At 70.1% G+C, this 25,475-nt stretch carries 29 protein-coding genes; 10 read left to right on the top strand and 19 right to left on the bottom strand.

Features of this window, described 5'->3' with window-relative positions:
* Positions 1-115: 115 nt before the first annotated feature.
* Entirely contained in the window at positions 116-1,549 is a 1,434-nt protein-coding gene (locus OL599_RS02470) for an aldehyde dehydrogenase family protein (protein WP_264712003.1), read from the top strand.
* A gap of 33 nt (positions 1,550-1,582) precedes the next feature.
* Here the strand turns inward: OL599_RS02470 and OL599_RS02465 are convergent, their stop codons facing one another.
* The 3 genes from OL599_RS02465 to OL599_RS02455 form a co-directional block, all read right to left on the bottom strand.
* A complete protein-coding gene (locus OL599_RS02465; protein ID WP_264712002.1) occupies positions 1,583-2,131 on the bottom strand; it encodes an HD domain-containing protein in 549 nt (182 codons plus the stop codon).
* Between the two features lie 76 nt (positions 2,132-2,207).
* The gene (locus OL599_RS02460) at positions 2,208-3,218 is read right to left on the bottom strand and encodes a zinc-binding alcohol dehydrogenase family protein (RefSeq protein ID WP_264712001.1); all 1,011 of its coding nucleotides are present in this window, start codon (positions 3,216-3,218) and stop codon (positions 2,208-2,210) included.
* 72 nt (positions 3,219-3,290) lie between these two features.
* A complete protein-coding gene (locus OL599_RS02455; protein ID WP_264712000.1) occupies positions 3,291-3,938 on the bottom strand; it encodes a M48 family metallopeptidase in 648 nt (215 codons plus the stop codon).
* Positions 3,939-4,095: 157 nt separating this feature from the next.
* On the opposite strand from OL599_RS02455, the gene OL599_RS02450 reads away from it, so the two are divergent.
* The gene (locus OL599_RS02450) at positions 4,096-4,986 is read left to right on the top strand and encodes a metal ABC transporter solute-binding protein, Zn/Mn family (RefSeq protein WP_264711999.1); all 891 of its coding nucleotides are present in this window, start codon (positions 4,096-4,098) and stop codon (positions 4,984-4,986) included.
* Between the two features lie 81 nt (positions 4,987-5,067).
* Here the strand turns inward: OL599_RS02450 and OL599_RS02445 are convergent, their stop codons facing one another.
* The 9 genes from OL599_RS02445 to OL599_RS02405 form a co-directional block, all read right to left on the bottom strand.
* Positions 5,068-5,988 (bottom strand): dihydrodipicolinate synthase family protein, encoded by a 921-nt coding sequence (locus OL599_RS02445; protein WP_264711998.1) that lies wholly within the window; start codon positions 5,986-5,988, stop codon positions 5,068-5,070.
* Positions 5,985-6,485 carry a YcgN family cysteine cluster protein gene (locus OL599_RS02440; RefSeq protein WP_264711997.1) on the bottom strand — a complete coding sequence of 167 codons (501 nt, stop codon included), beginning with the start codon at positions 6,483-6,485 and terminating at the stop codon, positions 5,985-5,987. The genes OL599_RS02445 and OL599_RS02440 overlap by 4 nt, the downstream gene beginning before the upstream one ends.
* A gap of 89 nt (positions 6,486-6,574) precedes the next feature.
* Positions 6,575-7,243 (bottom strand): lipid-binding SYLF domain-containing protein, encoded by a 669-nt coding sequence (locus tag OL599_RS02435; protein ID WP_264711996.1) that lies wholly within the window; start codon positions 7,241-7,243, stop codon positions 6,575-6,577.
* Positions 7,244-7,379: 136 nt separating this feature from the next.
* Positions 7,380-8,000 (bottom strand): histidine phosphatase family protein, encoded by a 621-nt coding sequence (locus OL599_RS02430; RefSeq protein WP_264711995.1) that lies wholly within the window; start codon positions 7,998-8,000, stop codon positions 7,380-7,382.
* A 5-nt stretch (positions 8,001-8,005) separates the two neighbouring features.
* The gene (locus tag OL599_RS02425) at positions 8,006-8,824 is read right to left on the bottom strand and encodes an ABC transporter permease (RefSeq protein ID WP_264711994.1); all 819 of its coding nucleotides are present in this window, start codon (positions 8,822-8,824) and stop codon (positions 8,006-8,008) included.
* Positions 8,821-9,558, bottom strand: coding sequence for an ABC transporter ATP-binding protein (locus OL599_RS02420; protein WP_264711993.1), 738 nt, complete (start codon positions 9,556-9,558; stop codon positions 8,821-8,823). Before OL599_RS02420 ends, OL599_RS02425 begins: the two co-directional genes overlap by 4 nt.
* 38 nt (positions 9,559-9,596) lie before the next feature.
* Positions 9,597-9,995, bottom strand: a complete 399-nt coding sequence (locus tag OL599_RS02415; protein ID WP_264711992.1) for a hypothetical protein — start codon at positions 9,993-9,995, stop codon at positions 9,597-9,599.
* Between the two features lie 93 nt (positions 9,996-10,088).
* Positions 10,089-10,679 (bottom strand): hypothetical protein, encoded by a 591-nt coding sequence (locus tag OL599_RS02410; RefSeq protein ID WP_264711991.1) that lies wholly within the window; start codon positions 10,677-10,679, stop codon positions 10,089-10,091.
* Positions 10,680-10,804: 125 nt separating this feature from the next.
* On the bottom strand, positions 10,805-12,202 hold the full coding sequence (locus tag OL599_RS02405) for a hypothetical protein (RefSeq protein ID WP_264711990.1): 1,398 nt from the start codon (positions 12,200-12,202) through the stop codon (positions 10,805-10,807).
* Between the two features lie 92 nt (positions 12,203-12,294).
* Here OL599_RS02405 and OL599_RS02400 point away from each other — a divergent pair, with 92 nt between their 5' ends.
* Positions 12,295-13,011: a metallophosphoesterase family protein gene (locus OL599_RS02400; protein ID WP_264711988.1), complete on the top strand. Its 717-nt coding sequence runs from the start codon at positions 12,295-12,297 to the stop codon at positions 13,009-13,011.
* Positions 13,012-13,079: 68 nt separating this feature from the next.
* Positions 13,080-14,552, top strand: coding sequence for a bifunctional heptose 7-phosphate kinase/heptose 1-phosphate adenyltransferase (locus OL599_RS02395; protein ID WP_264711987.1), 1,473 nt, complete (start codon positions 13,080-13,082; stop codon positions 14,550-14,552).
* A 15-nt stretch (positions 14,553-14,567) separates the two neighbouring features.
* Here OL599_RS02395 and OL599_RS02390 read toward each other — a convergent pair whose 3' ends face one another.
* Positions 14,568-15,041: an MmcB family DNA repair protein gene (locus OL599_RS02390; protein ID WP_264711986.1), complete on the bottom strand. Its 474-nt coding sequence runs from the start codon at positions 15,039-15,041 to the stop codon at positions 14,568-14,570.
* Positions 15,038-15,340 (bottom strand): 4a-hydroxytetrahydrobiopterin dehydratase, encoded by a 303-nt coding sequence (locus OL599_RS02385; protein ID WP_264711985.1) that lies wholly within the window; start codon positions 15,338-15,340, stop codon positions 15,038-15,040. The genes OL599_RS02390 and OL599_RS02385 overlap by 4 nt, the downstream gene beginning before the upstream one ends.
* A 52-nt stretch (positions 15,341-15,392) precedes the next feature.
* Between OL599_RS02385 and OL599_RS02380 the strand changes: the two genes are divergently transcribed.
* The 3 genes from OL599_RS02380 (at position 15,393) to OL599_RS02370 (ending at position 17,880) form a co-directional block, all read left to right on the top strand.
* Positions 15,393-15,809, top strand: a complete 417-nt coding sequence (locus tag OL599_RS02380) for a metallopeptidase family protein (protein ID WP_264711984.1) — start codon at positions 15,393-15,395, stop codon at positions 15,807-15,809.
* A 169-nt stretch (positions 15,810-15,978) separates the two neighbouring features.
* Entirely contained in the window at positions 15,979-16,197 is a 219-nt protein-coding gene (locus tag OL599_RS02375) for a hypothetical protein (RefSeq protein ID WP_264711982.1), read from the top strand.
* A 54-nt stretch (positions 16,198-16,251) separates the two neighbouring features.
* Entirely contained in the window at positions 16,252-17,880 is a 1,629-nt protein-coding gene (locus OL599_RS02370; RefSeq protein ID WP_264711981.1) for a B12-binding domain-containing radical SAM protein, read from the top strand.
* A gap of 16 nt (positions 17,881-17,896) precedes the next feature.
* On the opposite strand, the gene OL599_RS02365 is transcribed toward OL599_RS02370, so the two are convergent.
* Genes OL599_RS02365 through OL599_RS02350 form a run of 4 tightly spaced genes read right to left on the bottom strand, consistent with a single transcriptional unit; the run spans position 17,897 to position 20,196 of the window.
* Positions 17,897-18,484 (bottom strand): uracil-DNA glycosylase family protein, encoded by a 588-nt coding sequence (locus OL599_RS02365; protein WP_264711980.1) that lies wholly within the window; start codon positions 18,482-18,484, stop codon positions 17,897-17,899.
* Positions 18,477-19,055 (bottom strand): histidine phosphatase family protein, encoded by a 579-nt coding sequence (locus OL599_RS02360; RefSeq protein ID WP_264711979.1) that lies wholly within the window; start codon positions 19,053-19,055, stop codon positions 18,477-18,479. The genes OL599_RS02365 and OL599_RS02360 overlap by 8 nt, the downstream gene beginning before the upstream one ends.
* A 3-nt stretch (positions 19,056-19,058) precedes the next feature.
* A complete protein-coding gene (thpR, locus tag OL599_RS02355; RefSeq protein WP_264711978.1) occupies positions 19,059-19,592 on the bottom strand; it encodes an RNA 2',3'-cyclic phosphodiesterase in 534 nt (177 codons plus the stop codon).
* A 10-nt stretch (positions 19,593-19,602) separates the two neighbouring features.
* Positions 19,603-20,196 carry an arylesterase gene (locus tag OL599_RS02350; protein ID WP_264711977.1) on the bottom strand — a complete coding sequence of 198 codons (594 nt, stop codon included), beginning with the start codon at positions 20,194-20,196 and terminating at the stop codon, positions 19,603-19,605.
* Positions 20,197-20,299: 103 nt separating this feature from the next.
* Here OL599_RS02350 and OL599_RS02345 point away from each other — a divergent pair, with 103 nt between their 5' ends.
* From OL599_RS02345 to OL599_RS02335, 3 genes are all read left to right on the top strand, one after another.
* Complete coding sequence (locus tag OL599_RS02345; protein WP_264711976.1) at positions 20,300-20,983, top strand: ABC transporter ATP-binding protein; 684 nt, start codon at positions 20,300-20,302, stop codon at positions 20,981-20,983.
* Between the two features lie 25 nt (positions 20,984-21,008).
* Positions 21,009-23,507, top strand: coding sequence for an ABC transporter permease (locus tag OL599_RS02340; RefSeq protein ID WP_264711975.1), 2,499 nt, complete (start codon positions 21,009-21,011; stop codon positions 23,505-23,507).
* Positions 23,508-23,625: 118 nt separating this feature from the next.
* Positions 23,626-24,402: a Bax inhibitor-1/YccA family protein gene (locus OL599_RS02335; RefSeq protein WP_264711974.1), complete on the top strand. Its 777-nt coding sequence runs from the start codon at positions 23,626-23,628 to the stop codon at positions 24,400-24,402.
* A gap of 101 nt (positions 24,403-24,503) precedes the next feature.
* Here OL599_RS02335 and OL599_RS02330 read toward each other — a convergent pair whose 3' ends face one another.
* Positions 24,504-25,136 (bottom strand): CarD family transcriptional regulator, encoded by a 633-nt coding sequence (locus tag OL599_RS02330; protein WP_264711973.1) that lies wholly within the window; start codon positions 25,134-25,136, stop codon positions 24,504-24,506.
* Positions 25,137-25,475 lie beyond the last annotated feature (339 nt).

Raw genomic sequence — 25,475 nt, 5'->3', positions numbered from 1 at the left:
CAGGCGTTCCGTTGGCGCAACCGGATGGCTTGACGGGGGATGCGGCGCGCGGCAACGACGTGGGACGGCTTTCGGCCGGCCGGGCGGCCGATACGACGACAAGGAGAGATGACGCATGGAGACGCACGGCCTGTTGATCGGCGGGGAATGGCGTGCCGCGGCCGAGACGCTGCCGGTGATCAATCCGTCGGATGGCGCCGTGGTGGGGCGCATCGCCCGCGGCACGGCCGCCGATATCGACGCGGCGGTGGCGGCGGGGCAGGCGGCGCTGGAAGGCGCGTGGGGGCGCGTGGACGCGGCGGCGCGCGGGCGGCTGCTGCTGCGCATGGCCGAACTGATCCGGCGCGACGCCGAGATGCTGGCGGGGCTGGAGAGTGCCGATGTCGGCAAGCCGCTGAAGCAGGCGCGGGCGGACGCGGCGGCCTGCGCGCGGTATTTCGAGTTCTATGGCGGCGCCGCCGACAAGGTGCACGGCGACACCATTCCGTATCAGGACGGCTACACCATCATGACGGTGTGGGAGCCGCATGGGGTGACCGGGCATATCGTGCCGTGGAACTACCCGATGCAGATGATCGGCCGAACCGTCGCGGGCGCGCTGACCATGGGCAATGCGGTGGTGCTGAAGCCGGCGGAGGATGCATCGCTGTCCGCATTGGCGCTGGGGCGGCTGTTCCAGGAGGCGGGGTTCCCCGCGGGTGCCGTCAACATCGTGACCGGGCTGGGTGAGGAGGCCGGGGCGGCGCTGACGGCGCATCCGGGGATCGGCCATATCAGCTTCACCGGCAGCCCGGAGGTGGGGACGCTGGTGCAGGCGGCGGCGGCGCGCAATACGATTCCGGTAACGCTGGAGCTGGGCGGAAAGTCGCCGCAGGTGGTGTTCGCCGACGCCGACCTGGAGACGGCGGCCACCACGGTGACGGCGGCGATCGTGCAGAATGCCGGGCAGACCTGCAGCGCGGGGTCGCGCGTGCTGATCGAGGACCGGATCTTTGACGCGTTCGTGGACACGCTGGCGGCGCGGTTCAACGGGCTGCAGGTGGGGCCTGCGGATCGTGACCTGGACGTGGGGCCGGTGATCAATGCGCAGCAGAAGGCGCGAGTGGAGGGCTATCTGGCGATCGCCGCGCGTGACGGGCTGCGGGTCGCCGGGCAGGGGGCGATCGCGTCGAACGCGCCGCCGGCCGGGTTCTACGTGAAGCCGACGCTGATCGCCGACGTGCCGCCCGATCATGTGTTGGCGCAGGAGGAGATCTTTGGGCCGGTGCTGGTGGCGATCCGCGTGCGCGACGAGGCCGAGGCGGTGCGCATCGCCAACGGCACGGCCTATGGCCTGGTGTCGGGGGTGTGGACGGCCGATCTGGGGCGGGCGCTGCGCATGGCGCGGAAGATCCGCACCGGGCAGGTGTTCGTGAACAATTACGGCGCCGGCGGCGGGGTGGAGTTGCCGTTCGGGGGCATGAAGCGCTCCGGCCACGGCCGGGAGAAAGGCTTCGCCGCCCTGCACGGCTTCGCCACGCTGAAGACGGTGGCGATAAGGCACGGATGAGGCGGGCAGGGCCGGGGGCGCCCGGCCCGGCCGTCACGCCGCTGCCTGAATGGCCTGTTCAGCGTCTGCCGCCGCGGCATCGAAACGCTCTTCCAGCCACGCATTCGTCCCGCGCAGACCAACCGCCACTGCGCACGCCCAGGCGACGTAGTCGAGCCTGCGCTGCGGCGGCCAGTCGGCCGGTGGGCTCGCGGCGATGGCGCGCAGGTTGCTGGTCTTGTCGGCCAGTTTCAGAATTTTCACCCGCATCGGCTTGCCCGGGGCGTGGTCGATCTGGAGCTGCTTGCGGACCTCTTTCTTCAGGCTCTTGTCGTCGGTGACGTCGGCAACCAGGGCGGCCACGTCGGCGCCGAATGCCGCCTCGATCTCGGTTCGGGGAATCTGGCAATCCTCGATCGCGTCATGCAGCAGCGCGGCGATGACCAGGTCGGGATCCTTGCCTCCGGTCGCCTCGCCCACCAGCCACGCCACTTCGAGCAGGTGGTTGATATACGGCTCCTGCGCCGCCCCCTTGCGCCGCTGCCGGGCGTGCCATTGCGCCGCGGTCTCGGCGGCCTTCAGGACGGTGACCCAATGCTGCATGCGATCGTTCTCCTCGGTGTCGTCTAGTGCCCTGAATCTGGAGTTCGCCACCTATGCGAACTTCTGATTCAGGACACTAGAAACCTTCCAGCACGATCTTGCCCCGTGTGCGGCCACTTTCGATGGCTGCATGCGCGCGGATCAGGTTCGCGGCATTGATCCGGCCGTACTGCTCGGCCAGCGTGGTGCGCAGCTTGCCCGCGTCGATCAGGTCGGCCACCCGCTCCAGCAGGTCGTGCTGGGCCGACATGTCCGGGGTGCCGAAGCCGGGGCGCACGAACATCGCCTCCCAGTGCAACGACGCGGACTTCGCCTTCAGGTCGCGCACGTCGATCGGCTGGGGATCGTCGATCAGCCCGATGCGGCCCTGCGGCGCCAGCATCTGCACCATGGCCTTCCAATGCTGGTCGGAGCCGTTGACACAGAAGATCCGCTCCACCCCGGGAACGCCGAGCTTCTTCAACTGGGCCGGCATGTCGGCGAAATGGTCGATCACCTCGTGCGCGCCCAATGTCAGGCACCAGTCCCGCGTCTCCGGGCGGCTGGCGGTGGCGATGATGTGCGCGCCGGTCAAGACGCGGGCGAGCTGGATCGTAACCGATCCGACGCCGCCGGCGCTGCCGATGATCAGCAGCGTTCCCGGCGGGGCCTGGGTCGGGTGCATCTCCAGCCGCTCGAACAGCATCTCCCACGCTGTGATGGTGGTCAGCGGCAGCGCGGCCGCCTCGGCGAAGGATAGCGATTTCGGCTTGTGGCCGACGATCCGTTCGTCCACCAGGTGCCGCTCGGAATTGCTGCCGGGGCGGGTGAGGCTGCCGGCGTAGAAGACCTCGTCGCCGAGATGAAAGCGCGACACCTCCGGGCCGCGGGCGCGCACCACGCCGGCGGCGTCCCAGCCGAGCACCCGCGGCTCGCCCACCGGGTCGGCGCGCTTTCGCACCTTGGTGTCCACGGGGTTCACGGAGACGGCGCGCACCTCGATCAGAAGGTCGTGCCCGCGCGGGTCGCCGGGTTCGGGCAACTGCATGTCCAGCAGCGCGTCGTCGGCGGTGATGGGGCGGGAGTGGGTGTAGACCACGGCTTTCATGGCGTGCCTTCCCGGTGACTCGACAGGGTGGAGAGATTGGCTCCGTTATCCTGTACTCGAATGCAATAAAGGTCAGCCGATGCGCAGCAGCCGCGGGCCCTCGTCGCGCAGCCAGGCGACAGCGGCATCGGTGTGCGAGGTCAGGTCCTGCACCAGGGCCCAGAAACGGGGGCCATGGTTCATGTGGCGAAGATGCGCCACCTCGTGCGCGGCCACGTAGTCCTGCACGAAGCGCGGCGCCATCACCAGCCGCCAGCTGAACGCCAGGGCGCGGTTCGCCGCACAGCTTCCCCAGCGACTGCGCGTATCCTTCACCGACACGCGACTGGGCCGGACACCGGCGGCCTCGGCCTTGTCCGCCACCAGGATGGACAGGCGGCGCCGGGCCTCGGCGCGCAGGAAATCCGCCACCCGGCGCGCCAGGAACTCCGGCTCGCCGGCAACCATGATGGCGCGACCGTCAACCCAGACACCGCCACGGCCGCCGATGTGAACGATGCGGTGGTCGATGCCGTGCACCGGCACCACGGCGCCGGGGGCGAACGGAATGTGGCCAGGCAGTGCGGCCAGACGCTCGGCCACCCAGTCCGCGTGGTTCATCAGCAGCGCCATTCCCGCGGTACGCCCGGTGCGGGGCGGCAGGGTAACCACGACCGCGCCATCGCGCGGGTCGATGCGCAGGCTGACGCGGCGGGCACGCGCACTGCGCCGCCATTCCACCCTGGCGGGTCCGCCGGGAAGCCGAAGAACCTCAGAACTGCCCGATTCCATCTGGAACATTGTGACGCGTCGGCGAAAGCGGGGCAATCGGAACAAACGCTTGCCACGGAGGTGAATACGGCTTTATTAATGTTATAGTATAACATAACAGGTTGTCATGCGTCGCCGTCCGCTGCTCCAGGGGCTGGTCGCCGCCGCCCTTCCCGTCGCTGCATGGGCCGATGACCGGATTGCGGTCGTCGCGACCATCTCCATCCTCGCCGACATGGCCGCGACGGTCGGTGGCGATGCCGTCGCCGTCACCACCCTGGTGCCAGTCGATGGCGATCCGCACGCCTACGAGCCGCGCCCCGGCGACCTGCGAACGCTGCAATCCGCCCGCGTGCTGATCGAGAACGGGCTGGGCCTGGAAGGCTGGATGAGCCGGATGGTGAAAGCTTCCGGCTTCAAGGGCGTGCGCATCACCGCCGCCGCCGCGGTGAAGTCTCGCACCATGCTGGAAGGCCGCAGCCGGATCACCGACCCGCACGCCTGGCAGGACCCGCGCAACGGCGTGCTGTATGTCCGCGCCATCGCCGATGGCCTGGCCCGCGCCATCCCCGCCCAGGAAGCGGCCATCCGCGCCCGAGCGGCCGACTACATCAGCCAGATCGAGGCGACCGACCGCTGGATCCAGCAGACTCTTGCGGCCATCCCGCCGTCACGCCGGCGCATCATCACCAGCCATGACGCCTTCGGCTATTTCGCCGCGCGTTACGGTATCACCATGAGGGGCGTGCAGGGGATCGACACCGAGGCCGAACCGTCGGCCCGCGACATCGCCACGCTCTCCGCGCAGATCCGCAGCGATCATATCAAGGCGGTGTTCGTGGAGAACATGACCGACCCACGGCTGGCGGCCACACTCGCGAAGGAAGCCGGGGCCGCGCTGGGCCCCAAGGTCTACTCCGATGCCCTGTCCCCGCCGGGCGGCCCGGCCGCAACCTACCTCGCCATGTTCCGCCACAACGTTACCGCCTTCGCCCAGGCGATGGCGGCCAACGAATAGGCTCGGCGAGGGCGGTTCCCGGCGTCCATATCCGGGAGATATGGACGCCGGCCGATGGCCGCGATGGGGGGGCGGCTGGCGTTACGCCGCCGCGGCCAGCTTCAGGCCACAGGCGTCGAAGGCGGCAAACAGTTTGGCCGCCGCGTCGGCCGGCAGCTTCAGGTGCGGCGGGCGCATGTTGTTCCAGGTCGCATCGCCGGTATGGCGGGCGACCAGGGCTTTCAGCCCGGGGATCAGCGCCGCCGAGGTCACCGCCTTGCGGATGGCGGCCAGCGTGACCTGTGCGTCCGCACCCACCTGGCGGTCCCAGTTGGCGTAGACGGTGGCGCTGACCGCACTGCCCACGTTCGCCGCCGCGGTGATGCAGCCCGCCCCGCCTTCCTGGAGCAGCGCATGCAGTGCGCCATCATCGCCGCAATAGACCTCGAAGCCATCCTTTGCGAAATGATCCACATAGGACTTGGTGTTGGCGAAGTCGCCGCTGCTGTCCTTGAGGCCCTTCACCTTGCCGGGATAGGCCTTCAGCAGGCGCCCGATCAGGTCGATGCCGAACGGGACCGCTGATTGTGCCGGGAAGTGGTAGAGATAGATCTTGATGTCGCCGCCGACGCGCTGGATCACCTCGCTGAAATAGGCGAACAGCCCGTCGTCCGAGGGGTTCTTGTAGAAGAACGGCGGCAGCAGCAGGGCGCCGCGGCAGCCCAGCTCCTCGGCGCGACGGGTCAGCAGCACGGTGTCGGTGATCGCGGTGGTGCCGGTGCCCGCCAGCAGCACCTTGGGCGAGATCCCGCGTGCGACCAGGCCCTCCATGACGGCGATACGCTCGGAGATCCCCAGCGAGTTGGCCTCCCCGGTGGTGCCCAGGACGCCCAGGCCGTTGCAGCCATTGGCCAGCAGCCAGCGGCAATGCGCGGCCATCCGGTCGAGATCCACGGACAGGTCGTCGTGCATCGCGGTCAACACCGCGGCATTCACGCCGCCGAACAAGGCGTTCTTCATCATGGCGTCTTCTCCTTCAATTTCTTCGGGTGCGCAGCGGGCTGCCGGGCCCGCGGCACGCGGCCGGGCCACTCGACGATGTGATGTTCCAGCGGCCCGGCCTGTTTCTCGCTGACGGCGCGGCCGCGGACCGAGATGCCGGCAGTGTGCACCGTCTCGGGGTCGCCGGATACCAGCGGATGCCACCAGGCCAGGTCCTTGCCCTCGGCCACCCGGCGATAGGCGCAGGTCGGCGGCAGCCAGTCGATCGTCTGCAATTCGGCGGGCGTCAGGTGGACGCAGTCCGGCACGCGCTCGCGGCGGTGGGCGTAGTCGCCGCAGGCACAGCTTTTCAGATCCAGCAGGCGGCAGGCGACGTTGGTGAAGGCAAGGTCGCCGGTCTCCTCGAAGCGCAGCTTGTGCAGGCAGCAACGGCCGCAGCCGTCGCACAGCGATTCCCACTCCGCCCGGGTCATCTCGGACAGGCGCTTGGTCTTCCAGAATGGTGCGGAGGCAGTCATGGCCGGAGAAACTAGAGCATCTTCCAGCGCGGCGAAATCACCGTGCCGGAAGATGCCCGGGCGTCAGCAGGACAGAGGCGGCAGGCCCGCTAGCCTGCCGAGAAACGGGCGAGCATCTCCTTGAGTGGCTCGGCGCCGGGGTTCTGGCCTTCCATGCCGATCACGATCTGTTGCGCCGCGGTCGGGCGACCGTAATAGACCTGGTTCCAGTCGCTGCGCGCGCTGATCAGGCTGCCGTCGATCGAGATGCCCGCGAACAGGCCACGGGTCTGTGAGAAGGCGACGATGTCGGCACGCAGCGCGGCGGTGGTGGAGCCGGATATGCCCGCGCCGATGGTTGCGACGGCCACGGACGCGTCGGCGCCGATCTTGAACTGGCTGTCCAGCAGCGCCTGCAGGCCCTTGTCGGTGAGTACGATGAAGATGATCTCGGCGTCCTGGATGCCGATCTGAAAGCCGATGCTGCCGCTGCCCATGCCGTAGAAGGCCGGGCTGGACCAGTTGCCGCCCTGGCCACGGCCCACCAGCACGCAGCCGCCGCCCTGGCCGCCGAGGATGAACCCGGCCTTGAAGACGCGCGGGCAGATCATCGCCCCCTTGGCCTTCTTCAGCAGGTTGCGCGCCTCGGTCCCGTTCTGGTCGGACAGCATTTCCTGCACCGCCAGCGTGGCGCGATCGACCAGGGTCTGCTGCTCGGTCTGGGCATGGGCAGCCAGCGGCGCCAGCGCGAGCAGGGCAATAAGGAGGAATCGGATCATGTGGCGTCTCCCGGGGACGGGCCAAAACGAGCGAAGTCAGGCGAATCGGCGGTCGTTAAATTCTTGGCCGAAGAGTGTGTCAACAACGTGTTGAGAAGCAAGCTTGAAGTGTTGCACCAAGAAGTCACCAATATTTTCAGGCGCCTGGAAGCTCGTTGACACAGACCACGCGCCACCCGCGCGGATGCCGCTCCAGCCGTGTCAGCGACAAGTTCTGCACCGACAGATGCAGGGCGTTGTCCGGACCAATGGTCAGCGCGTGCGCCACGGCCGCCCGGATCGCCCCGCCATGGCTGACCACCACGATGTCCTGTCCGGCATGCACGCCGGCCAGGCGTTCCATCGCGCCGCCGACGCGGTGGATCACCTCCGACATGCTCTCGCCGCCGGGCGGACGCTCCTCGCCTGCGAGCGGCCAGAAGGCGTGCGCGGGCATGGACAGCTTGTCTGGCAGCTCGGCATGGGGCAGCCCTTGCCAGTCCCCCAGGTTCTGCTCGATCAGGCCAGGCTCGACGGCCCATGGCGCCCGCGGATACCCGGCGCGAAACACGGCTTCGGCCGTTCGGCGGGTGCGCAGCAGCGGGGTGACCACCCAGGTTGCCGGCCGCGGCAGGCGCGCGGCCAGCGCGGCGTAGGTGGGACTCTGCGCCTCCAGGCTGTGCGGGCACAGTTCGACGTCCATGGTGCCGTACAGCATGGCGCGCGCGTTCTCTTCCACGATGGCGTGGCGGATGAGCCAGAAGCGGGTCTCGGTCATGTTGTTCATTCACCAATGGAGAGCAGGGCACCGCGCTCGCGCGCCACGCGGAACTGACGGGCGAACAGCAGCGCGGCGGCGGCCATCCAGACGAGATTGAGGCCGACCGCCCAGGCCATATGATCCCAGGCGACCACACCTTGGGCCATGGTCTGGCGCATCCCTTCGAACACGTGCGCCGATGGCAGTGCCAAGGCGATGGGCTGGACCACCGGCGGCAGCACCGCCACCGGATAGAACACGGCCGAGAACGGCGTAAGTCCGAACAGCACCGACCAGGCCAGGGCCTCCGCCCCCGCGCCATGGCGCAGAATCAACGACACTACACCCAGCGACACCCACCAGCCCATGACGATCAGGTTGAGCGCGAACGGGATCAGTACCAGCCCCAGGCTGAACAGGTTGAACGCATACAGCGCCCAGGCCAGCAGCACCGCCGGCAGCACGCCCACGGTCATGCGCAGGATGGACATGCCGAACAGCGCCGCCACCAGCTCCCACGGACGCAGGGGGCTGACGAAGACGTGACCGAGATTGCGCGACCAGATCTCCTCCAGGAAGCTGATCGCCACCCCCATCTGGCTGCGCAGCGCCACTTCCCACAGCAGCACGCCGCCCAGCAGCAGGCCGATCGTGGTGGCGCCGAAACTGCCGATGCGGGCGGCGAAGAAGCTGGCGGTGAAGCCCCAGATGCACATCTGCAGCGTCGGCCAGTAGGCCAGCTCCAGCAGCCGCGGCCAGGACCGGCGATACAGCGCGATATGGCGGTACATCAGCCCCCAGATGCGCCGGGCGGCGGGATAGATGGTGGCGGCCTGGGTCATGCCGTCTCCTTCGTGCGACCGCGGGCGATATCCAGGAACACCTCCTCCAGATCGTCGCGGTCGTAGCGGTCGAGCAGTTCGGCCGGGCTGCCGCGGTCGACGATGCGGCCCTTCTTCAGCATCAGCACCTGGTCGCACAGCCGCTCCACCTCGGCCATGTTGTGGCTGGCGAGCAGGATGGTGCAGCCGCTTTCGGCCCGGTAGCGCTCCAGCCAGCTGCGGACGAGATCGCCGGTGTCGGGATCGAGGCTGGCGGTCGGCTCGTCCAGCAACAACACATCGGGCCGGTTGATCAGCGACTTGGCCAGCGCCACCCGCGTCTTCTGCCCGGCCGAGAGCTGCCCGGCCGGCCGGTCCAGCAGGTCGTTCAGATCCAGCTCGTCGGCCAGTTCGGCGATGCGCCGGCTGGTGTGGCGGACATTGTACAAATGGCCGTAGACGCGCAGGTTCTCGGCCACCGTCAGCCGTTGCGGCAGCGCCACATAGGGCGAGGAGAAGTTCATGCGGGCCAGCGCGGCGAAGCGGTCGCGCGCCATGTCGTGGCCGAGCACGCGGATGTCGCCGGCGCTGGGGATCAGCAGCCCCAGCAGCATGGCGATCGTTGTGGTCTTGCCGGCGCCGTTGCCGCCGAGCAGCCCGACCGTGGCGCCGGCCGGCACGGCGAAACTGATTGCGTCCACCGCCAGGGTGTCGCCGTAGCGCTTGCTCAGCGCGGAGACCGTGATGACGTCCATTATGTGGGATTAGGCTGCATGGCGCCCCGCGCCAAGGGTCAGCGTGGCGGCGCGGCGCGAATCAGGCGGCCGCGTTCCGGGGCGCGCGGCATGGCGGGCCGGGCCATGCGGCCCTGGTAGAGGGCGATGCCCAGCGTGCGGCCCCAGGCGATGGCGGCGGCGCTGTCGGCACTCCCCAGCACGACGGCCGCCGGATCGGGCAGTGCTGCCGCGCAATCAGGCCGGGCCAGCTCGGCGGACCAGCGCAGATGCACGAGGTCGAGCCCGAGCCGGCGCAGCGGCAGCAGAGCCAGCTGCTCCCCCGTGACTTCATGCAGCACCAGCCGGTAGCCGCGCGCGTGCGCGAAGGCGCGGGCGAACACGAACGCCGCGGGATCGGCAAGGATGTCGTCCGGCCGCAGGTTCAGCAGCACCTGGCCGCGCAGCGCCGCCGGCAAGGCGGCGTCGAAGCGAAGGAACTCGGCGCCCAGCAGGCTTGCGACATTCAGGTCCAGACTGAACGGGAACGCGGCGCGCAGCTCGTCCGGGGCTCACATCAGCGCCAGCATGCGCCGGTCCAGGGTGCGGGTCAGCCGGCGAAACAGCCAGGGATCGGCGCGCGGCGCACGGTCGGGAAGGATGGTCTCGAACAGCTCCGCATCCGACAGGAAACGCCGCTCCCAGCGCATGCGCCAGCCGTCCGGAGTGGCTTGCACGACCGGCTGGCGGCGCGCGAACCGGGTCATGTCGGCTTGCGCCATGGCGCGCTCCAGCGCCAGCAATATGGCGAGATCGAGTGGCCTCGTGGCACGCGATGCCGGCGCCGCAGCCGGTGGCGGCGGACGCTCGCTGTCCTCGATCGCCTGCAGCAGCCGGCCGGAGTCCTGCGGCAGGTCGAGCACGACCGCCAGGGCCGCGGGGTCGGGAACCAGATCGGTGTCGTCGGCGAACAGGTGGCGCACCGAGCGCAGACAGGTCTGCAGCGCGGCCGTCTCCCCGCGCCAGACCACGGCAAGGTCTTCATTCGGAAGGTGGAACAGCTGCGCCCGGTCGGCGCCCGTCAGCGGCGACAATGCCTCGCGCGCGAGGCGCAGATGGTGCGGCCGTGCCCGGTCTTCGGGCAACACGGACAGCCGCAGCAACAGGACTCGCCGGGCAATGCCGGCGGAGCCGCAGGCGCGCACCAGGGCGGCCAGCCGGTGGGCGTCGTTTCGGGCCTCGGCGGGTGGTGCCTGCGCCCCGGCCCCGCGCCGGCGCAGGGCGGTGATCAGGGCACCGGCTCCGGCGGGGCGGCGGCGTCCAGCAACGCCGGGACGGTGCAGCCCGCCCGTCCTGCCGGAGCCGCGGCGGCGCCGCGCTCGATGCATTGACGCAGCGTGCAGGCGTGGCTGGCGGGGCAGGCCACGATCCGGCCGACGCCCAGCATGGCGTCGACGTGCCGGCCCTGGAAGCGGCGGATGCCCTGCGCGATGCCCCACTGGACCGCCGTCTCCGTCTCGGCGTGATTCAGCACGATGCGCTGAACCCCCAGCCTGGACACGGCTGCGGTCAATTCTTGTTGTTCCCCAGGCGCCAGTCGCGCCATTCGGGGGGACCAGTCGAGCTTCACCAGACCGGCCCCCAGCGCCTCGGGGCAGGTCAGCAGCAGCGCCAGATGCGAGACGCCGTCCAGCACCAGCTCCATGCCGGCGGCGGCGAGCCGGTTGCGGGCACGCGCGAACGCAACGAGGTCGGCGCCGGCTTCCGCCAGGGCCACTTCCACGCCAAGGGTCGCGCCGGCGCGGACGGTCGCGGCGGCCAGCTTCTCGAAACCACCGGACAGGATGCCCGAAAGGGTCAGGTTGACCTGCAGGCGCGGCGCCGTCGCAGCGTCGAGCGCGCCGGCGCCGCCGATCTCTTGCCGCAAGGCGGCGAGCATGTGCTGGTCGAGCCGCCCTGCCAGATGGCGGAACAGGAACGGGTCGGCATCGACCGGCCCCGCCCCGGTCCGGGCCTCCAGTGCCGCGAGCGAGACGCTCACTTCGCGATAGATCGGCCGCAGCGCGTTGCCGGGCCGCGCGCGGCTCTGGCCAAGCAGCACGGCGGTCTGACGGTGCAGCAGGTCGGTCAGCCGCCCGCCTTCGGCCAGCAGCGCGAGGCGGTCGATGCTCTCGGGGTCGGCGACCGCATCGCTGTCGTGCCACCCGCCCGGGCTGGGTTCGATGAGCCGCTCGGCGGCATAGCCTAGCAACTGGTCGCGAGCCTCGCCGAGCGGCCAGACTGAGATGACCGCGGCGGGATCCGGTGCGACCGCCTGGAGCAGCTGCGCCAGGGTGACGGCCAGCGGCGTGCCCGCGGCCCCGGCACGCAGCATATGAGCGCGGTACAACAGCACCAGGTCGCCATTGCGCAGCGCCAACACCTGGCCGTCGTGCCGCTGTGCCGCCTCCTGCAGCAAGGCCCGCGCGACGCGGCGGTGATGCGGACGCGGCGCCGGCTGCTGCAGCCGCGACAAATGCAGGACCAACGCGGCCCATTCCTGTGGCAGCCGGTGCGCCGCTTCCAGCAGATGCCGTTCGGCGGCCTTGTCGGGCCCGCTGCCGGCCAGCCCGAGAGCCGCCAGCAATCCGGGCGCGGGCGCCGACCCGGCCTGTCCACCTGCGTGCGCCACCCGTCCTGGGTTCATCATACTGCCCGGTGGCTCCCGAAGGGGCGCTCGCGTTTTGCGAGCTGCCGGGGGTAGGCTGATACGGCATGGTTGCCGAAACGTTAGCGTCCGTGACTCCCGCCCCTGCCACCCTGCCCCCGGGGCAGCGGGTCTATGCGATCGGCGACGTGCATGGCTGCGCCGACCGGCTGGACCGGATGCACGCGGCCGTCGCCGAGGATCTCGCGGCGCGGCCGGTGGCGCGTGCGCTGGTGATCCATCTCGGCGATTACATCGATCGAGGCCCGGACAGCGCCGGCGTCATCGAGCGCCTGATCCGGCCGTTCCCGGTGCCGGGGGCGGCCGGTGCGCGCGTGTTCAACCTGGCGGGCAACCATGAGGACATGCTGCTGACAGCCCTGGCCAGCGGCGACCTGGGGGCGGCCGATCTGTGGTTGCGCAACGGCGGCGGCGACACGCTGGCGAGCTGGGGCATACCGTGGCGCGGCGGCCCGGCCGCGTGGCAGCGCGCCATACCGCCCGCCCATCTCGGCTTCCTGCGCGGCCTGTCGCTGCTGTATCGCGTCGGCGGCTATGTGTTCGTGCATGCCGGGCTGCGGCCGGGCGTGAACCTGGAAGCGCAGGCGCGCGAGGATCTGCTGTGGATCCGCGAGCCGTTCCTGTCCTATGACGGCCTGCTGCCGGCGGTGGCCGTGCACGGGCACACGCCCGAGGATGCGCCGTCTGTCCATCCGCACCGGATCGGCGTCGATACCGGCGCGGTCCTGGGCGGCCCGCTCAGCTGCGCCGTGCTGGAAGCCGACAGCGTGCGGTTCCTGCAGACCTGAGAAAACGGTTTCGCAAGTCGGGTGCCGCGCGCTTGCAACTGCCGGCCCGCTTCGCTACGGGGGCGTGCATGGATCCAATCTCCACGGCCGCGCCTGACCACACCGCTGCCGATCTCGCCGCTGCCATGCGCCGGCTGGCACGGTCCAGCGTCCTGGTGATCGGCGACGCCATGCTGGACCGGTACGTCTATGGCGAGGTCGAGCGGATCAGCCCCGAGGCGCCCGTGCCCGTGCTGGCGGTGCAGCGCGAGATTGCGCTGCCCGGCGGCGCCGGCAACGTGGTGCGCAACCTGGGCGCGCTCGGGGCGGCAGTCGCCTTCATATCGGTGGTCGGCGACGACCAGGCGGGCTCGGACCTCACCGGCCTGATCGGCGGGCAGCCGGGCGTGGAGCCCTGGCTGCTGGTGCAGGGCAGCCGCATCACCACCATGAAGACGCGTTTCGTGGCCCAGGGGCGGCCGCTGCAGGGCCACCAGCTGCTGCGCGCCGACCGCGAGGACACGCGGCCGATCAACCCGAGGCTGATGGACCGCATGCTGCGCATCGCCCGCGACGCGATGGTGGCCACCTCTGTCACCATCCTGTCCGACTACCGCAAGGGCGTGCTGGCCGACGAGGCGCCCGCGAGCCTGATCGCGGCCGCGCGGCAGGCCGGGCGGCGGGTGGTGGCCGACGTGCACGGGCATGACTATGCCCGCTACGCCGGCACCGACGTGATCGTGGTCGCCAGCCGGGACCTGGGCCTGGCCGTGGCGATGCCGGTGGACAGCGACGCCGCAGTGGCCGCCGCCGGCGACGCCCTGCGCCTGCGTCACGGTTTCGGCGCTGTGCTGATCATGCGCAACGAGGACGGCATGACCCTGGTGGACGCCCAGGGGGCCATGCATTTCCCGGTCGAGGCGGCGGAGGTGTTCGACATCTCCGGCACCGGCGACACCGCCGTGGCCACGCTGGGCGCCGGGCTCGCGTGCGGGCTCGATCTGCGGCTGGCGGTGCGGCTGGCAAACATCGCCGCCGGCGTGGTGGTGGGCAAGATGGGCACGGCCGTCGCGCGCGAGAGCGACCTGCTGGCCGCGATCTCGCCGCAAGCCGGCGCGCTGCGCAAGATCGTGACCACCGAGGCAGCGGCAGAGCGCGCCGAACGCTGGCGCCGCAACGGCTGGCGCACCGGCTTCACGCATGGCTGCTTCGGGCCGCTGCGCCCAGGCCACGTGCATCTGTTGGAACAGGCGCGCGGCGCGTGCGATCGGCTGATCGTCGCGGTGGACAGTGACGCCGTGGTGCGTCGCAACAAGGGCGAGGCCCGGCCGCTGCAGCCCGAGCCGGTTCGCGCCGCCCGCCTGGCCAGCCTGCCCTGCGTCGACCTGGTGGTGGTCAACACCGAGGACACGCCGGCCGAACTGCTGCGCGCGTTGCGGCCCGACCTGCTGGTGAACGGCGCCGACCGTCCGCCAGAGCAGATGGCGGGCGCCGACCTGCTGGAGGAGTGGGGCGGCCGCGTGATGCTGGCGGAGATGCTGCCCGAAGCAACCGGCGATTAGCGGCGGTGTTCGCCGCTATTCCACCCGCAGCGCGGTGCGCAGGGCCACCGCGCCGGCCGGGTCTTCCAGCATCGCCAGCCGGCTGGCCGCCAGGGCGGCGAAGCGATGCAGCAACGCGCGCCGGCGGGCCGAAGGCAGCGGATGGCCAGGCGCCTCGCGCAGAACCTCGGCGCTGCGTTCCCACGCGACGATGAGGCCGGTATCGCCGGGCAGCAGCTCCTGCGGGAAGTCGGCGTCCACAGCGAAATAGAGGGCGTCGCTGAACGCCCGGTATTCCGGCCATTTCCCGTCGGTCAGGAAGTCACGCGGCCCGGATTTCACCTCGATGCAGGCAAATCCGCCATCGGGGCGCAGGGCCATGATGTCGGCGCGGCGGCCATTGGGCAGCGGCATCTCGTGCACGGGCGCCCAGCCGAGCTGGCCGCACAGGCGCGCGGCCGCGCGGCGGATGGCGAGGGCGCGTTCGGGGAAGCTGGGAAGGTCGGTCACCGCTGCGTATCGCCCGCCACTTCGTCGATGGCCTGGGCCAGCGCCACATCGCGTGCGCTGAGGCCCCCGGCGTCATGGCTGGACAGGGTGATCTCGACGCGATTCCAGACATTCGACCATTCCGGGTGGTGGTCGTGCTTCTCGGCCAGCAGGGCGACCCGGGTCATGAATCCCCAGGCCTCGTTGAAGTCACGGAACCGGAAGCTGCGCTGGAGCGCGTCGCGGCCGGCCGTTGCCGACCATTCCGGCAGCAGCGCCGGCAGCGCGTCGCGCGCCGTCTGCGTCAGTTTCTCGCTCATGTCCCGTCCTCCTGTCTTGACCCGTGCGCCGCCCGCGTGCCGTGCTGTGGGGATGACCAGGCATGACCCTCGCCGCTTCACCACGCCGCCGGACCTCGATGATATCACCGACCTGGCCGAGCGCGCGCTGGCCGCGATCCCGTCGCGGCTGCGCCGCCATGTCGCCGGTGTCGGCATCACCGTCGAGGAGATGGCGGACGACGCCACGCTGGACGAGATGGGCATCGAGAGCGCGTGGGACCTCACCGGGCTGTATCACGGCACGCCGCTGCATCTGCGCAGCGTCGGCGACGTCGCGCGGATGCCTGACCGGATCTTCCTGTACCGCCAGCCGATCCTGCTGGAATGGGTGGAGGAGGGCGAAGACCTCTATCGCCTGGTGCGCAATGTGCTGGTGCACGAGATCGCGCACCATTTCGGCTTCAGCGACGCCGAGATCGAGGCCATCGAAGGCGAGATGGACCAATGACGCGCGCGTGACGAACGCGGCCGCGTCACGACGGTCATAACGTTGACCGCGTTTCCCGACATCGTGAACAACCGCGCGGCATCCTTTCTGTTAGCGTTTCAAAGTCGGCAATTCGCATCTGCGTGAATGGCGGATGCGGCCGCCGGCCCATGAACGAGCGGAGGACACGATGCGCAAGCCCGAAGCGGCCCAGGCCCTGCCCGAAGTCCTGCAGTTCAACCCGAGATGGTGGTGGGATCCGGTTCCCTGGTGGATCATCCAGGAGCTCGACAAGAATGTGCTGACGCAGCTCGCGACCATCCATCTGCAGTTGCAGAAGGACATCCTGGCGGCGCAGACGAAGTCGATCGATGCGAGCATGAAGGTCCTGTCGCAGCAGCGGGGCTGACCGGTCCATGGCGGGCCGGGTGCCGACGGGACCCGGTGATCGGGAGCACGGAACATGGCAACCGAGTTGCGCACGGCGGCGGTTGCGGGCAGCGGCGCGCAAGCGCGGCCGGTGATCCTTGTCGGTTTCCAGGCGCAGGGAAATCTCGGCCTGGGGTATCTGTCATCCACGCTGCGGCGGGCCGGATATTGCGTGGAGTTGCTCGATATCGAGTTGCCGCCTGACGACATCGTGGCGGCGATCCGGCGGGCCGATCCGATTCTCGTCGGGTTCTCGCTGATCTTCCAGTTCTACATCCGCCGCTATGGCGACCTGATCCGCACCCTGCGCGCGCACGGCGTCGATTGCCATTTCACCATGGGCGGCCACTACCCCAGCCTGAGTTCCCGCCAGACGCTCACGACAGTGCCGGAGCTCGACAGTGTGGTTCGCTTCGAAGGCGAGATCACGCTGCTGGAAATGGTGGCGGCGCTCGCCGAGGGGCGTGACTGGACCGGCATCCCCGGCCTCATCCACCGCCGCGGCGGCGACATCGTGGCGAATGCGGCTCGTCCGTTGGTCGAAGACCTGGACAGCCTGCCTTATCCCGAGCGCAGCTTCGCGCCCGAGATCGTGCTGGGGCACAAGGCCCTGCCGATCCTGGCAAGCCGTGGGTGCGCGCGCACCTGCTCGTTCTGTTCGATCCACACGTTCTATCGCACCGCGCCGGGCAAGGTCGTGCGAACCCGCAGGCCGGCGGAAGTGGTGCAGGAAATGCAGCTGCTGCACCGGGAGCGCGGCATCACGATCTTCCTGTTCCAGGACGACGACTTTCCGCTGTTCGGCAAGAAATGGCGGGCCTGGGCCCATGCCTTCGTCGACGAGCTGCACCGCAGCGGATTGGTGGGGCGGATGATCTGGAAGATCAGCTGCCGCGCCGATGCCGTCGATGCCGAGCTGTTCGTGCGCATGCGCGATGCCGGGCTCTATATCGTCTACATGGGCCTGGAATCGGGAACCGAGGAAGGGCTGGTGACCCTGAACAAGGGCATCACGGTCGCGCAGAATCGTCTGGCGGTGCAAACCCTGAAGCAGCTCGGCATCATGTTCGAGTTCGGTTTCATGCTCCTGGACCCGTCCAGCACGTTCGAGTCGGTGCACGGCAACGTCGCGTTTCTGCGTGACATCGTCGGCGACGGCAGCGCCGCCGCGACGTTCTGCAAGATGCTTCCCTATGACGGCACCCCGATCAAGGACGCGCTGGAGCAGAGCGGGCGGCTGAAGGGCGATGTGTGTGCGCCGGACTACGATTTCCTGGACCCGCGCCTGGATGCATTCTACCAGGCGCTGGCACGCATCGTGGACGTCACCGGCTGGATCCACGGTCACCGGGCCCTGACGCCGCAACTCAACTGGGCCTGGAACGAGCTTGCCGTCATCCGGCAGTTGTTTCCCAGGCTGCCGGATACCGATGCCTACGAAGCGGCCTTGCGCAACCTCACGCGGGAGAGCAACGACCTGCTGTTTACGGTTGTCGAGAATGTGGCGACAATCTTTGCCACCGGAAAGGGGTGCGAGCCCGATCCACAGGCGCTGCGCCGGCAGTGCGACATGGCGCTGAGCCGCCTGCTGCACGAACGCAACGCTTTCATGGCGCGCCACCAGACGGTGCTGCTGCGGGCATTGCAGCAGGCTGCGGCCTGATCAGCGATCGAATCGGCTATCGCCGATCGTGCAATACATCGTGCACCCGGCTTCGCAACGCCGGCAGAACCTCCATGGCGAACCAGGGATTGCGGCGCTCCCAGCCAGTCGTGCGCCACGACGGATGCGGCAGCGGGAACAGGTGCGGCAGATGGCGGCGGAAGTCGCGCACATGCTCCGTCATCGGCCCGCGGCCCAGCAGGCGGCCCATGGCGTACGTGCCCACCACCAGCGTGAGCGCGATGCGCGGCATCAGCGGCAGCAGGCGGGGGTGCCACAGCGGCGCACAGACAGGCATGGGCGGGCGGTCGCCGCCACTGGGCAGGCGGCCGGGATAGCACAGGCCCATCGGCACGATGGCGATACTGGCTTCGTCGTAGAATTCGTCACGGCTCAGTTGCAGCCAGGCGCGGAGCCGGTCGCCGGAGGGGTCGTTAAAGGGGATGCCGGTCTCGTGGACTTTCGTCCCTGGCGCCTGGCCCACGATCAGCAGCCGGGCAGTGGCGGAGACGCGCAGCACCGGGCGCGGGCCCAGCGGCAGTTCGGCGGCGCAGCGGGTGCAGGCGCGGGCTGCGGCGGCGGCCTGCGCCAGGGTTTCATGCATCGATGGCAGTCCAGTCATGGCGCAGCAGGCGGGTGCGCAGGTCGAACGCGTAGTAGTAGCCGCCGCCGCCCGGCGGCTGGTCCTGGCTGCGGCTGATGGCCAGGCCTTCCAGCGCGCAGATCAGCAGGGCCCCCACCGCGCCGTGGGAGACGATCGCGATGTCGCCCTCGGCCGGAGCGATGCTCAGCACCGCCTCCACTGCGCCGACGATGCGCGCCTGCGCGTCCACCGCCCGCTCCCAGCCGCGCACGCTTTCCAGGGGGCGGGCAAAGAAGGCGTCGGCCGTTGCCTCGAACTCCGCGCGCGGCAGGTAGCCGGTCGCGGAGCGGTCGTTCTCGCCGAGTGCGGCGAGCGTGGTGAATTCCAGGTCGAGGCCACGAGCCAGGATCATCGCGGCGTCGACCGCCTTGCGCTCCGTGCTGGCATGGATGGCGCGGATGCCGCGCACCCAGGGGCGGGCCAGCGCTGTACGCATGCGGGCACGGCCGCGGCTCGACAGCGGCCAGTCCGGCACCGGCACCGCGGGGTCGATCTGCACGTCGGGATGGGTGATGAAGAATGCGGCGGGCATCGCTCAGGCCAGTGCGTATTCGACCTCGGCCGTGTAGACCGAGGCTTCCTTGCCCAGCTGCGAACTGAACAGGGTGAAATGCGCCACCGGCACGGGTTCGGCGCGGAACAGGTTGTGCGCCTGCACGAAGGCGGCGAGCTTCGTGGGCACCGCGTTGTCCAGGCGGGCCAGGGTCACGTGCGGGGCGAAGCGCCGCCGTTCCGGCTCGAGGCCGGCGCGCTGCAGGGCGGTCTCGATCTTGGCCTGCAGGTGGTCGAGCTGGGGATTGCGCTCCACACCCACCCAGAGCTGGGTGTCCCGCCCGCCCTTGGCGAAGGTGCCGACGCCGGCGAGCGTGAGCGCAAAGCCGCGGGCCCGCAGCGTGGCCAGCGCCAGGTCGATCTCCTCGGCACGGTGCGCCGGCACCTCGCCGATGAAGCGCAGGGTCATGTGGTAGTTCTCGGGCGGCACCCAGCGCGCGCCGGGAACGCCGCCGGCCAGGACACCCAGCCGTTGCTTCACCTCCCAGGGCAGATCGAGGCCCACGAACAGTCTCATCCCGGCAGCCTCATGAGGGCGGCACCTCTGCCAGCAGCCGCTCCACCAGCGGCAGCAGGCGGGCGACCAGCCGCCGCACGCCCTCGGGGTTCGGATGGATGCGGTCGGCCTGGTTCAGCGCCGGGTCGCCGGCGACGTCCTGCAGGAAGAACGGGTCGTAAAGGATGCCCGGCCGCTGGCCGAGCCGGTCGAATACCGCGTGGAAGGCACGTCCGTAATCGTCACCGAGATTGGGCGGCGCCAGCATGCCGGACAATAGCACCTTCACGCGGCGTGCCCGCAGCGTGTCCAGGATGGCCGCGAGGTTGGCTTCGGTGGCGCGTGGATCGATCCCGCGCAGCCCGTCATTGCCACCCAGCTCCACGATCGCGGCGTCGGCGCCGCCATCCAAAGCCCAATCCAGGCGGGCGCGGCCGCCGGCGGTGGTGTCGCCGGACACGCTGCCGTCGAGGAGGCTGACGTCGTGGCCGCGCGCCTTGAGGGCGGCGGCCAGTTGCGCCTGGAACCCGTCCGCCTGCGCCAGGCCGTAGCCGGCCGACAGGGAATCGCCGAGGATCAGCAGCCGCAACGGGGCGGCGTCGGCGGGCGGCGCATGAAGCGTCATCGTGAAAAGAAGGAAAGGCAAACAGATGGCGGCTTTCCGCAGCCAGCTGAGGAGGCCATATCCTGCTTCCATGGACGCAATCGCGACGCCTGCGGCCCCGGCCGTGCCGATTCTCACTGCAAATCCTCTGGTCCAGGTCCGTGACCTGCACCTGACGGTGCCTTCTGCCGCCGGACCGGTCAACATCCTGCGCGGGATCGACCTCGCTGTGGATGCCGGAGAGGCAGTCGGCATCGTCGGCCCTTCGGGGTCGGGCAAGACCAGCCTGCTGATGGTGCTGGCGGGGCTCGAGAGCGCCAGCTCGGGCAGCGTGTGCCTGGGCGGGCAGGAACTGGTCGGCCTGGATGAAGACGCGCTGGCCCGCCTGCGCCGCGACCAGGTGGGCATCGTGTTCCAGGCGTTCTACCTGATCCCGACCATGACCGCGCTGGAGAATGTCGCCATTCCCCTGGAACTGGCGGGCGATCCCCGGGCGAGCGCAAAGGCGGAGGCGAGCCTGCGCGCGGTCGGGCTCGGCCACCGCCTGACCCATCTGCCGGGCCAGCTTTCCGGCGGCGAGCAGCAGCGGGTGGCACTTGCCCGCGCCTTTGCCCCGGCGCCGCGCCTGCTGCTGGCCGACGAACCCACCGGCAACCTGGACGGCGCCACCGGCGCCGCGGTGATGGATCTGCTGTTCGACCTGCGGGCCCGGTTCGGCACCACGCTGCTGCTGATCACCCATGATCCCGATCTGGCCGCACGCTGCGGGCGGATCGTGCATATCGCGGACGGGCGGGTCGCCGCGTGAGGCGCGGCCGGCGTACCATCACATGATGCTGGCCTTGCGCCTCGCGCGCCGCGAACTGCGCGGCGGCGTGCGCGGCCTGCGCATCGTCCTGGCCTGCCTGGCGCTCGGCGTTGCCGCCATCGCCGCGGTCGGCACGTTGCGCGAGGGCGTGGCCCGCGGCCTGGCCGCCGACGGCAGCCGGATCCTCGGCGGCGATATCGAGGTGCAGGGCGGCTCCCAGCCGTTGCCGGAGACGCTGCGCGCCTGGCTGCGCGCCCGCGGCGCCCGGATATCCGACGTGGTGACCATGCGTTCGATGCTGGTCGCCCCGTCCGGCGAACGGATGCTGGTGGAGCTGAAGGCGGTCGACGATGCGTGGCCGCTGGTCGGCACGGCGGCTTTCGACCCGCCGCAAGCACTTGCGCAGACGCTGGGTGGGCAGGGGATTGCGGTCGAGGGCTTGGTGATGGATCGGCTCGGGGTCCGGCCAGGCGACACGCTGCGCCTTGGCCACCTGCCGATGCAGTTGCGCGGGACGGCGACAGCGGAGCCGGACCGCGTCGCCACCCCCTCGATCTTCGGCCCGCGCGCCCTGATCGCGCTCGCCGATCTGCCGGCGACCGGGCTGGAGCAGCCAGGCGCCATCCTCGAGCACCGTCTGCGCGCCGTGCTGCCCGCCGGCGCCGACACGGGCCGGATGATCCGCGATCTGCGCGCGGCGTTTCCCGAGCAGGGCTGGCGCCTGCGCGAAGCCCGCAACGCCGCCCCCGCGGTCGCCCGGTTCATCGACCGCACCAGCCTGTTCATGACACTGGTCGGCCTGACGGCGTTGCTGGTCGGCGGCATCGGGGTCGCCAACGGCACGCGCGCCTGGCTGGAGGCGCGGCACCGCAGCATCGCCACGCTGCGCTGCCTGGGCGCGTCCGGCCGGCTGGTCTTCGCCGTGGCGTTGATCCAGGTGATGGCGCTGTCTGCGCTGGGGGTCCTGGCCGGGCTCGCCGTGGGGGCGGCGTTGCCGGCGCTGGCATCGCGGTTCCTGCGCGACGTGCTGCCGGTGCCGCCGGTGCCGGGCGTGTTCCCGGCGCCGCTCGCCTTGGCCGCCGCCTATGGGCTGCTGACCGCGGCCACTTTCGCGCTGTGGCCGCTGGCGCGCACCATGCGCATCCCCGGCGCCGCCTTGTTCCGCGACCCGCTGGTGCCGGCGCGGGTGCGGCTGCGCGGTCCGCTGCTGGCGGCCAATGCCGTCCTGGGCGCCGGCCTGGTCGGCCTGACGGTGGCGGCTGCGGACGACCGGGGCTTCGCGTTGTGGTTCTGTGCCGCCGCGGCGGGGACGCTGGGCCTGTTCCGGGCCGGCGGGTGGGCGATGACGGCGCTCGCCGCCCGGGCGCCGCATGCCGGACGGCCCTGGGCGCGGCTCGGCCTGTCCAACCTGCATCGGCCCGGCAACGCGACGCCGTTGATGCTGGTCTCGCTGGGCCTGGGCCTGTCCACTCTTGCGGCGGTGGCGCTGATCCAGGGCAATCTGCGCCGCCAGGTGCTGGAGCAGCTGCCGGAGCGGGCCCCCAGCTTCTTCTTCATCGATATCCAGAACGACCAGATGGACCGGTTCCGCCAGGTGCTGACGGAGCAGCCGGGCGTGCAGGAGGTGCAGGAGGTGCCCAGCCTGCGCGCCCGGGTCGTCGCCGTGAACGGCGTGCCGGCCGACCGGGTGCGGGCCACGCCGGACACCACCTGGGCGCTGCGCGGCGACCGCGGCCTGACCTATGCCGCGCGGCCGCCCGAGGGCACGCGCCTGGTCGCCGGGCAATGGTGGCCGGCCGACTATGCCGGGCCGCCGCTGGTCTCGTTCGACGCCAACCTGGCCAAGGGCTGGGGCGTTCATCTCGGCGACACCATCCGCGTCAATGTCCTGGGCCGCGACATCGACCTTCGCGTGGCCAGTCTGCGCGACATCGCCTGGCGCACGCTGGGCATCAATTTCACCCTCATCGCCAGCCCCGGCCTGCTGGAGCGGGCGCCGCACACGCATATCGCGACCGTGAGGGTGGACCCGGCGTCGCAGGGCGCCGTGCTGCGCGCGGTGACGGACGCGCTGCCCAACGTGTCCGGGATCCGGGTGGAGGACGTGCTGCGCACGGTATCCGACCTGCTCGGCCAGATCGGCGCGGCGCTCGCCGCCACCGGGTCGCTGACGCTGGCGGCCGGGGCGCTGGTGTTGGCCGGGGCGGTGGCGGCCGGGCAGTCCGGGCGCATCCGGCAGGCGGTGATCCTGAAAAGCCTGGGCGCCACGCGGGCGCAGATCCGCGCAGCCTGGCTGGTGGAATTCGGCCTGCTGGGCGCCTGCGCGGGCCTGATCGCGGCGGCGGTGGGCACCGCGGCCAGCTATGGCGTGGTGCACTTCGTCATGGGCACGGACTGGGCGTTCCTGCCGGGAACCCTGGCTGCGACCGTGCTATCCTGCATCGTGCTGATGCTGGTATTCGGCTACGCCGGCACCGCGGCGGCGTTGCGGGCGAAGGCGGCGCCGCTGCTGCGCAATGAATAATACGGGTTTTTCCTGAGACGGTTCGCGAAACATTACCATGATTTCGCTTGAACCTGGGGCAATCGGCCCCAAAATGACCGGCATCAGGCAACTTCGCCTGGAAGGGAAAACAACGACCATGGCTCTCAGTCCCGACTATCGGACCTACACGGGTGCCACCCGCGCGGCCGAGACCGCCGCGGTACTGGACGCCGGCCTGCGCGCCTACATGCTCAGGGTCTACAACTGGATGGCCTCCGGCCTGGTCCTGACGGGCATCGTGGCCTACGGCATCGCCAGCACCGGCCTGTTCGACCTGTTCTATCCGCTGGTGATGACGCCGCGTGGCCCTGCCCACGTGCCCGGCGCGCTGGCCTGGATCAGCATGTTCGCGCCGCTGGCCTTCGTGCTGGTGCTCAGTTTCGGTGTGAACCGGCTGTCGACGACAGCCGCGCAGGCGCTGTACTGGGCGTTCTGCGTGGCCATGGGCGCCAGCCTGACGAACATCTTCATGATCTACACGCATGACTCGATCGTGCGCGTGTTCTTCATCTCGGCCGGCACCTTCGCGGCGATGAGCCTGTACGGCTACACCACGCGCGCGGACCTGACGAAGATGGGCAGCTTCCTGATGATGGGCCTGTTCGGCATCATCATCGCCAGCCTCGTGAACATGTTCCTGGGCAGCGCCGGCCTGCAATTCGCCATCAGCGTGATCGGCGTGCTGGTGTTCGTGGGCCTGACCGCCTACGACACCCAGCGGATCAAGGCGGACTACGTCCAGTTCGCGTACGCCGAGGGCACAGAGGTAGCGGCCAAGCGCAGCGTCTATGACAGCCTGCAGCTGCTGCTGAACTTCATCAACCTGTTCATGCTGCTGCTGCAGCTGCTGGGCAACCGCAACAGCAGCAGCTGACGCCGCAGCGGCCGGGCCCGGAACGCCGGGCCCGTTGGCGGGCACGAAAAAGGGGCTCCGGTTCGCACCGGAGCCCCTTCTTCTTTGCGGTTATTCGGCGGTCAGAGGGTCTTGAGGAAATTGGCCAGCTTGATGGCCGCAGCCCCCTTGTCGGTCTGGTCCAGGGCAGCGAGCTCGGCGGCGAGGCGGTCCATGGCAGCCTCGTAGATCTGCCGCTCCGAGAAGCTCTGGTCGGGCTGGCCGGCGTTGCGGTGCAGGTCACGCACCACCTCGGCGATGGCGATGGGATCGCCCGAGTTGATCTTCGCCTCGTACTCCTGCGCCCGGCGCGACCACATGGTGCGCTTGATGCGGGCACGGCCCTTCAGCACCGCCAGCGCCTCGTCGAACATCTTGCGGGTGGCCAGCTTGCGAAGGCCGGCGCTGCGGGCCTTGGTGACCGGCACGCGCAGGGTCATCCGGTTCTCTTCGAACGTGATGTGGATCAGTTCGAGCCGGTGTCCGGCAATGTCCTCGACGGCGATCTTCTCGACCTTGCCGACGCCATGGGTCGGATAGACGACGTAGTCGCCCTCGGTGAAATTCTCCTCCTTGGCGGCGGCGCGCGAGGGCGGCATCGGCCGTCCGTTCGGCATCTGCGTCGGGGCTGGGCGCATTTCGGCGCGCCGCGGCTCGGCGGCGTACGGCGTGCTCGCCTGGGTCTCGGCCATGCCATGCGCGGCGGGGGGTTTCACGAGGTGTTGTGTCTTCGTCAATTCCACGGCTTTCAGGGTTTCCATCGGTTTTGGCGCAGTCGCGGCTTTTGGCGCAGCAACACTCGTCGGGGGTTCCGGCGCCTTCTTGTGGGGGGAGGCCGGCTTCGTGGCCTCGATCTTGGCGGGCTCCGGGGCGGCCGGCTTTGCGGCCGCGGGCGCCTTGGCCGGCGCTGCTGCGGGCGCCGCGGCCTTCCTGGAGGCGGGTGTCTTGCTTGCGGCCGCGGGTGCCTTGGCGGCGGGTTTCGCGGCGGCGGCCTTGGCAGGGGCCTTGCCCAGTGGCTTGGCAGCTTGCCGCGCGGCGCTCTTGCCTGGCAGCGG

This window comes from Limobrevibacterium gyesilva, from assembly GCF_025989185.1.
Classification (GTDB): Bacteria; Pseudomonadota; Alphaproteobacteria; order Acetobacterales; family Acetobacteraceae; genus Limobrevibacterium; species Limobrevibacterium gyesilva.
This window is presented reverse-complemented; position numbering and strand designations above follow the sequence as displayed.

Excerpts from the sequence above, each read along its gene's own strand:
- OL599_RS02375 (WP_264711982.1), top strand. The coding sequence starts at position 15,979 with ATGCGCAAGCCCGAAGCGGCCCAGGCCCTGCCCGAAGTCCTGCAGTTC.
- OL599_RS02380 (WP_264711984.1), top strand. The coding sequence starts at position 15,393 with ATGACCAGGCATGACCCTCGCCGCTTCACCACGCCGCCGGACCTCGAT.
- OL599_RS02405 (WP_264711990.1), bottom strand. The coding sequence starts at position 12,202 with ATGAACCCAGGACGGGTGGCGCACGCAGGTGGACAGGCCGGGTCGGCG.
- OL599_RS02465 (WP_264712002.1), bottom strand. The coding sequence starts at position 2,131 with ATGCAGCATTGGGTCACCGTCCTGAAGGCCGCCGAGACCGCGGCGCAA.
- OL599_RS02385 (WP_264711985.1), bottom strand. The coding sequence starts at position 15,340 with ATGAGCGAGAAACTGACGCAGACGGCGCGCGACGCGCTGCCGGCGCTG.
- OL599_RS02450 (WP_264711999.1), top strand. The coding sequence starts at position 4,096 with ATGCGTCGCCGTCCGCTGCTCCAGGGGCTGGTCGCCGCCGCCCTTCCC.
- OL599_RS02425 (WP_264711994.1), bottom strand. The coding sequence starts at position 8,824 with ATGACCCAGGCCGCCACCATCTATCCCGCCGCCCGGCGCATCTGGGGG.
- OL599_RS02350 (WP_264711977.1), bottom strand. The coding sequence starts at position 20,196 with ATGACGCTTCATGCGCCGCCCGCCGACGCCGCCCCGTTGCGGCTGCTG.
- OL599_RS02435 (WP_264711996.1), bottom strand. The coding sequence starts at position 7,243 with ATGATCCGATTCCTCCTTATTGCCCTGCTCGCGCTGGCGCCGCTGGCT.
- OL599_RS02420 (WP_264711993.1), bottom strand. The coding sequence starts at position 9,558 with ATGGACGTCATCACGGTCTCCGCGCTGAGCAAGCGCTACGGCGACACC.
- OL599_RS02360 (WP_264711979.1), bottom strand. The coding sequence starts at position 19,055 with ATGCCCGCCGCATTCTTCATCACCCATCCCGACGTGCAGATCGACCCC.
- OL599_RS02365 (WP_264711980.1), bottom strand. The coding sequence starts at position 18,484 with ATGCATGAAACCCTGGCGCAGGCCGCCGCCGCAGCCCGCGCCTGCACC.
- OL599_RS02340 (WP_264711975.1), top strand. The coding sequence starts at position 21,009 with ATGCTGGCCTTGCGCCTCGCGCGCCGCGAACTGCGCGGCGGCGTGCGC.
- OL599_RS02395 (WP_264711987.1), top strand. The coding sequence starts at position 13,080 with ATGGATCCAATCTCCACGGCCGCGCCTGACCACACCGCTGCCGATCTC.
- OL599_RS02430 (WP_264711995.1), bottom strand. The coding sequence starts at position 8,000 with ATGACCGAGACCCGCTTCTGGCTCATCCGCCACGCCATCGTGGAAGAG.
- thpR (WP_264711978.1), bottom strand. The coding sequence starts at position 19,592 with ATGAGACTGTTCGTGGGCCTCGATCTGCCCTGGGAGGTGAAGCAACGG.
- OL599_RS02335 (WP_264711974.1), top strand. The coding sequence starts at position 23,626 with ATGGCTCTCAGTCCCGACTATCGGACCTACACGGGTGCCACCCGCGCG.
- OL599_RS02470 (WP_264712003.1), top strand. The coding sequence starts at position 116 with ATGGAGACGCACGGCCTGTTGATCGGCGGGGAATGGCGTGCCGCGGCC.
- OL599_RS02440 (WP_264711997.1), bottom strand. The coding sequence starts at position 6,485 with ATGACTGCCTCCGCACCATTCTGGAAGACCAAGCGCCTGTCCGAGATG.
- OL599_RS02460 (WP_264712001.1), bottom strand. The coding sequence starts at position 3,218 with ATGAAAGCCGTGGTCTACACCCACTCCCGCCCCATCACCGCCGACGAC.
- OL599_RS02370 (WP_264711981.1), top strand. The coding sequence starts at position 16,252 with ATGGCAACCGAGTTGCGCACGGCGGCGGTTGCGGGCAGCGGCGCGCAA.
- OL599_RS02445 (WP_264711998.1), bottom strand. The coding sequence starts at position 5,988 with ATGATGAAGAACGCCTTGTTCGGCGGCGTGAATGCCGCGGTGTTGACC.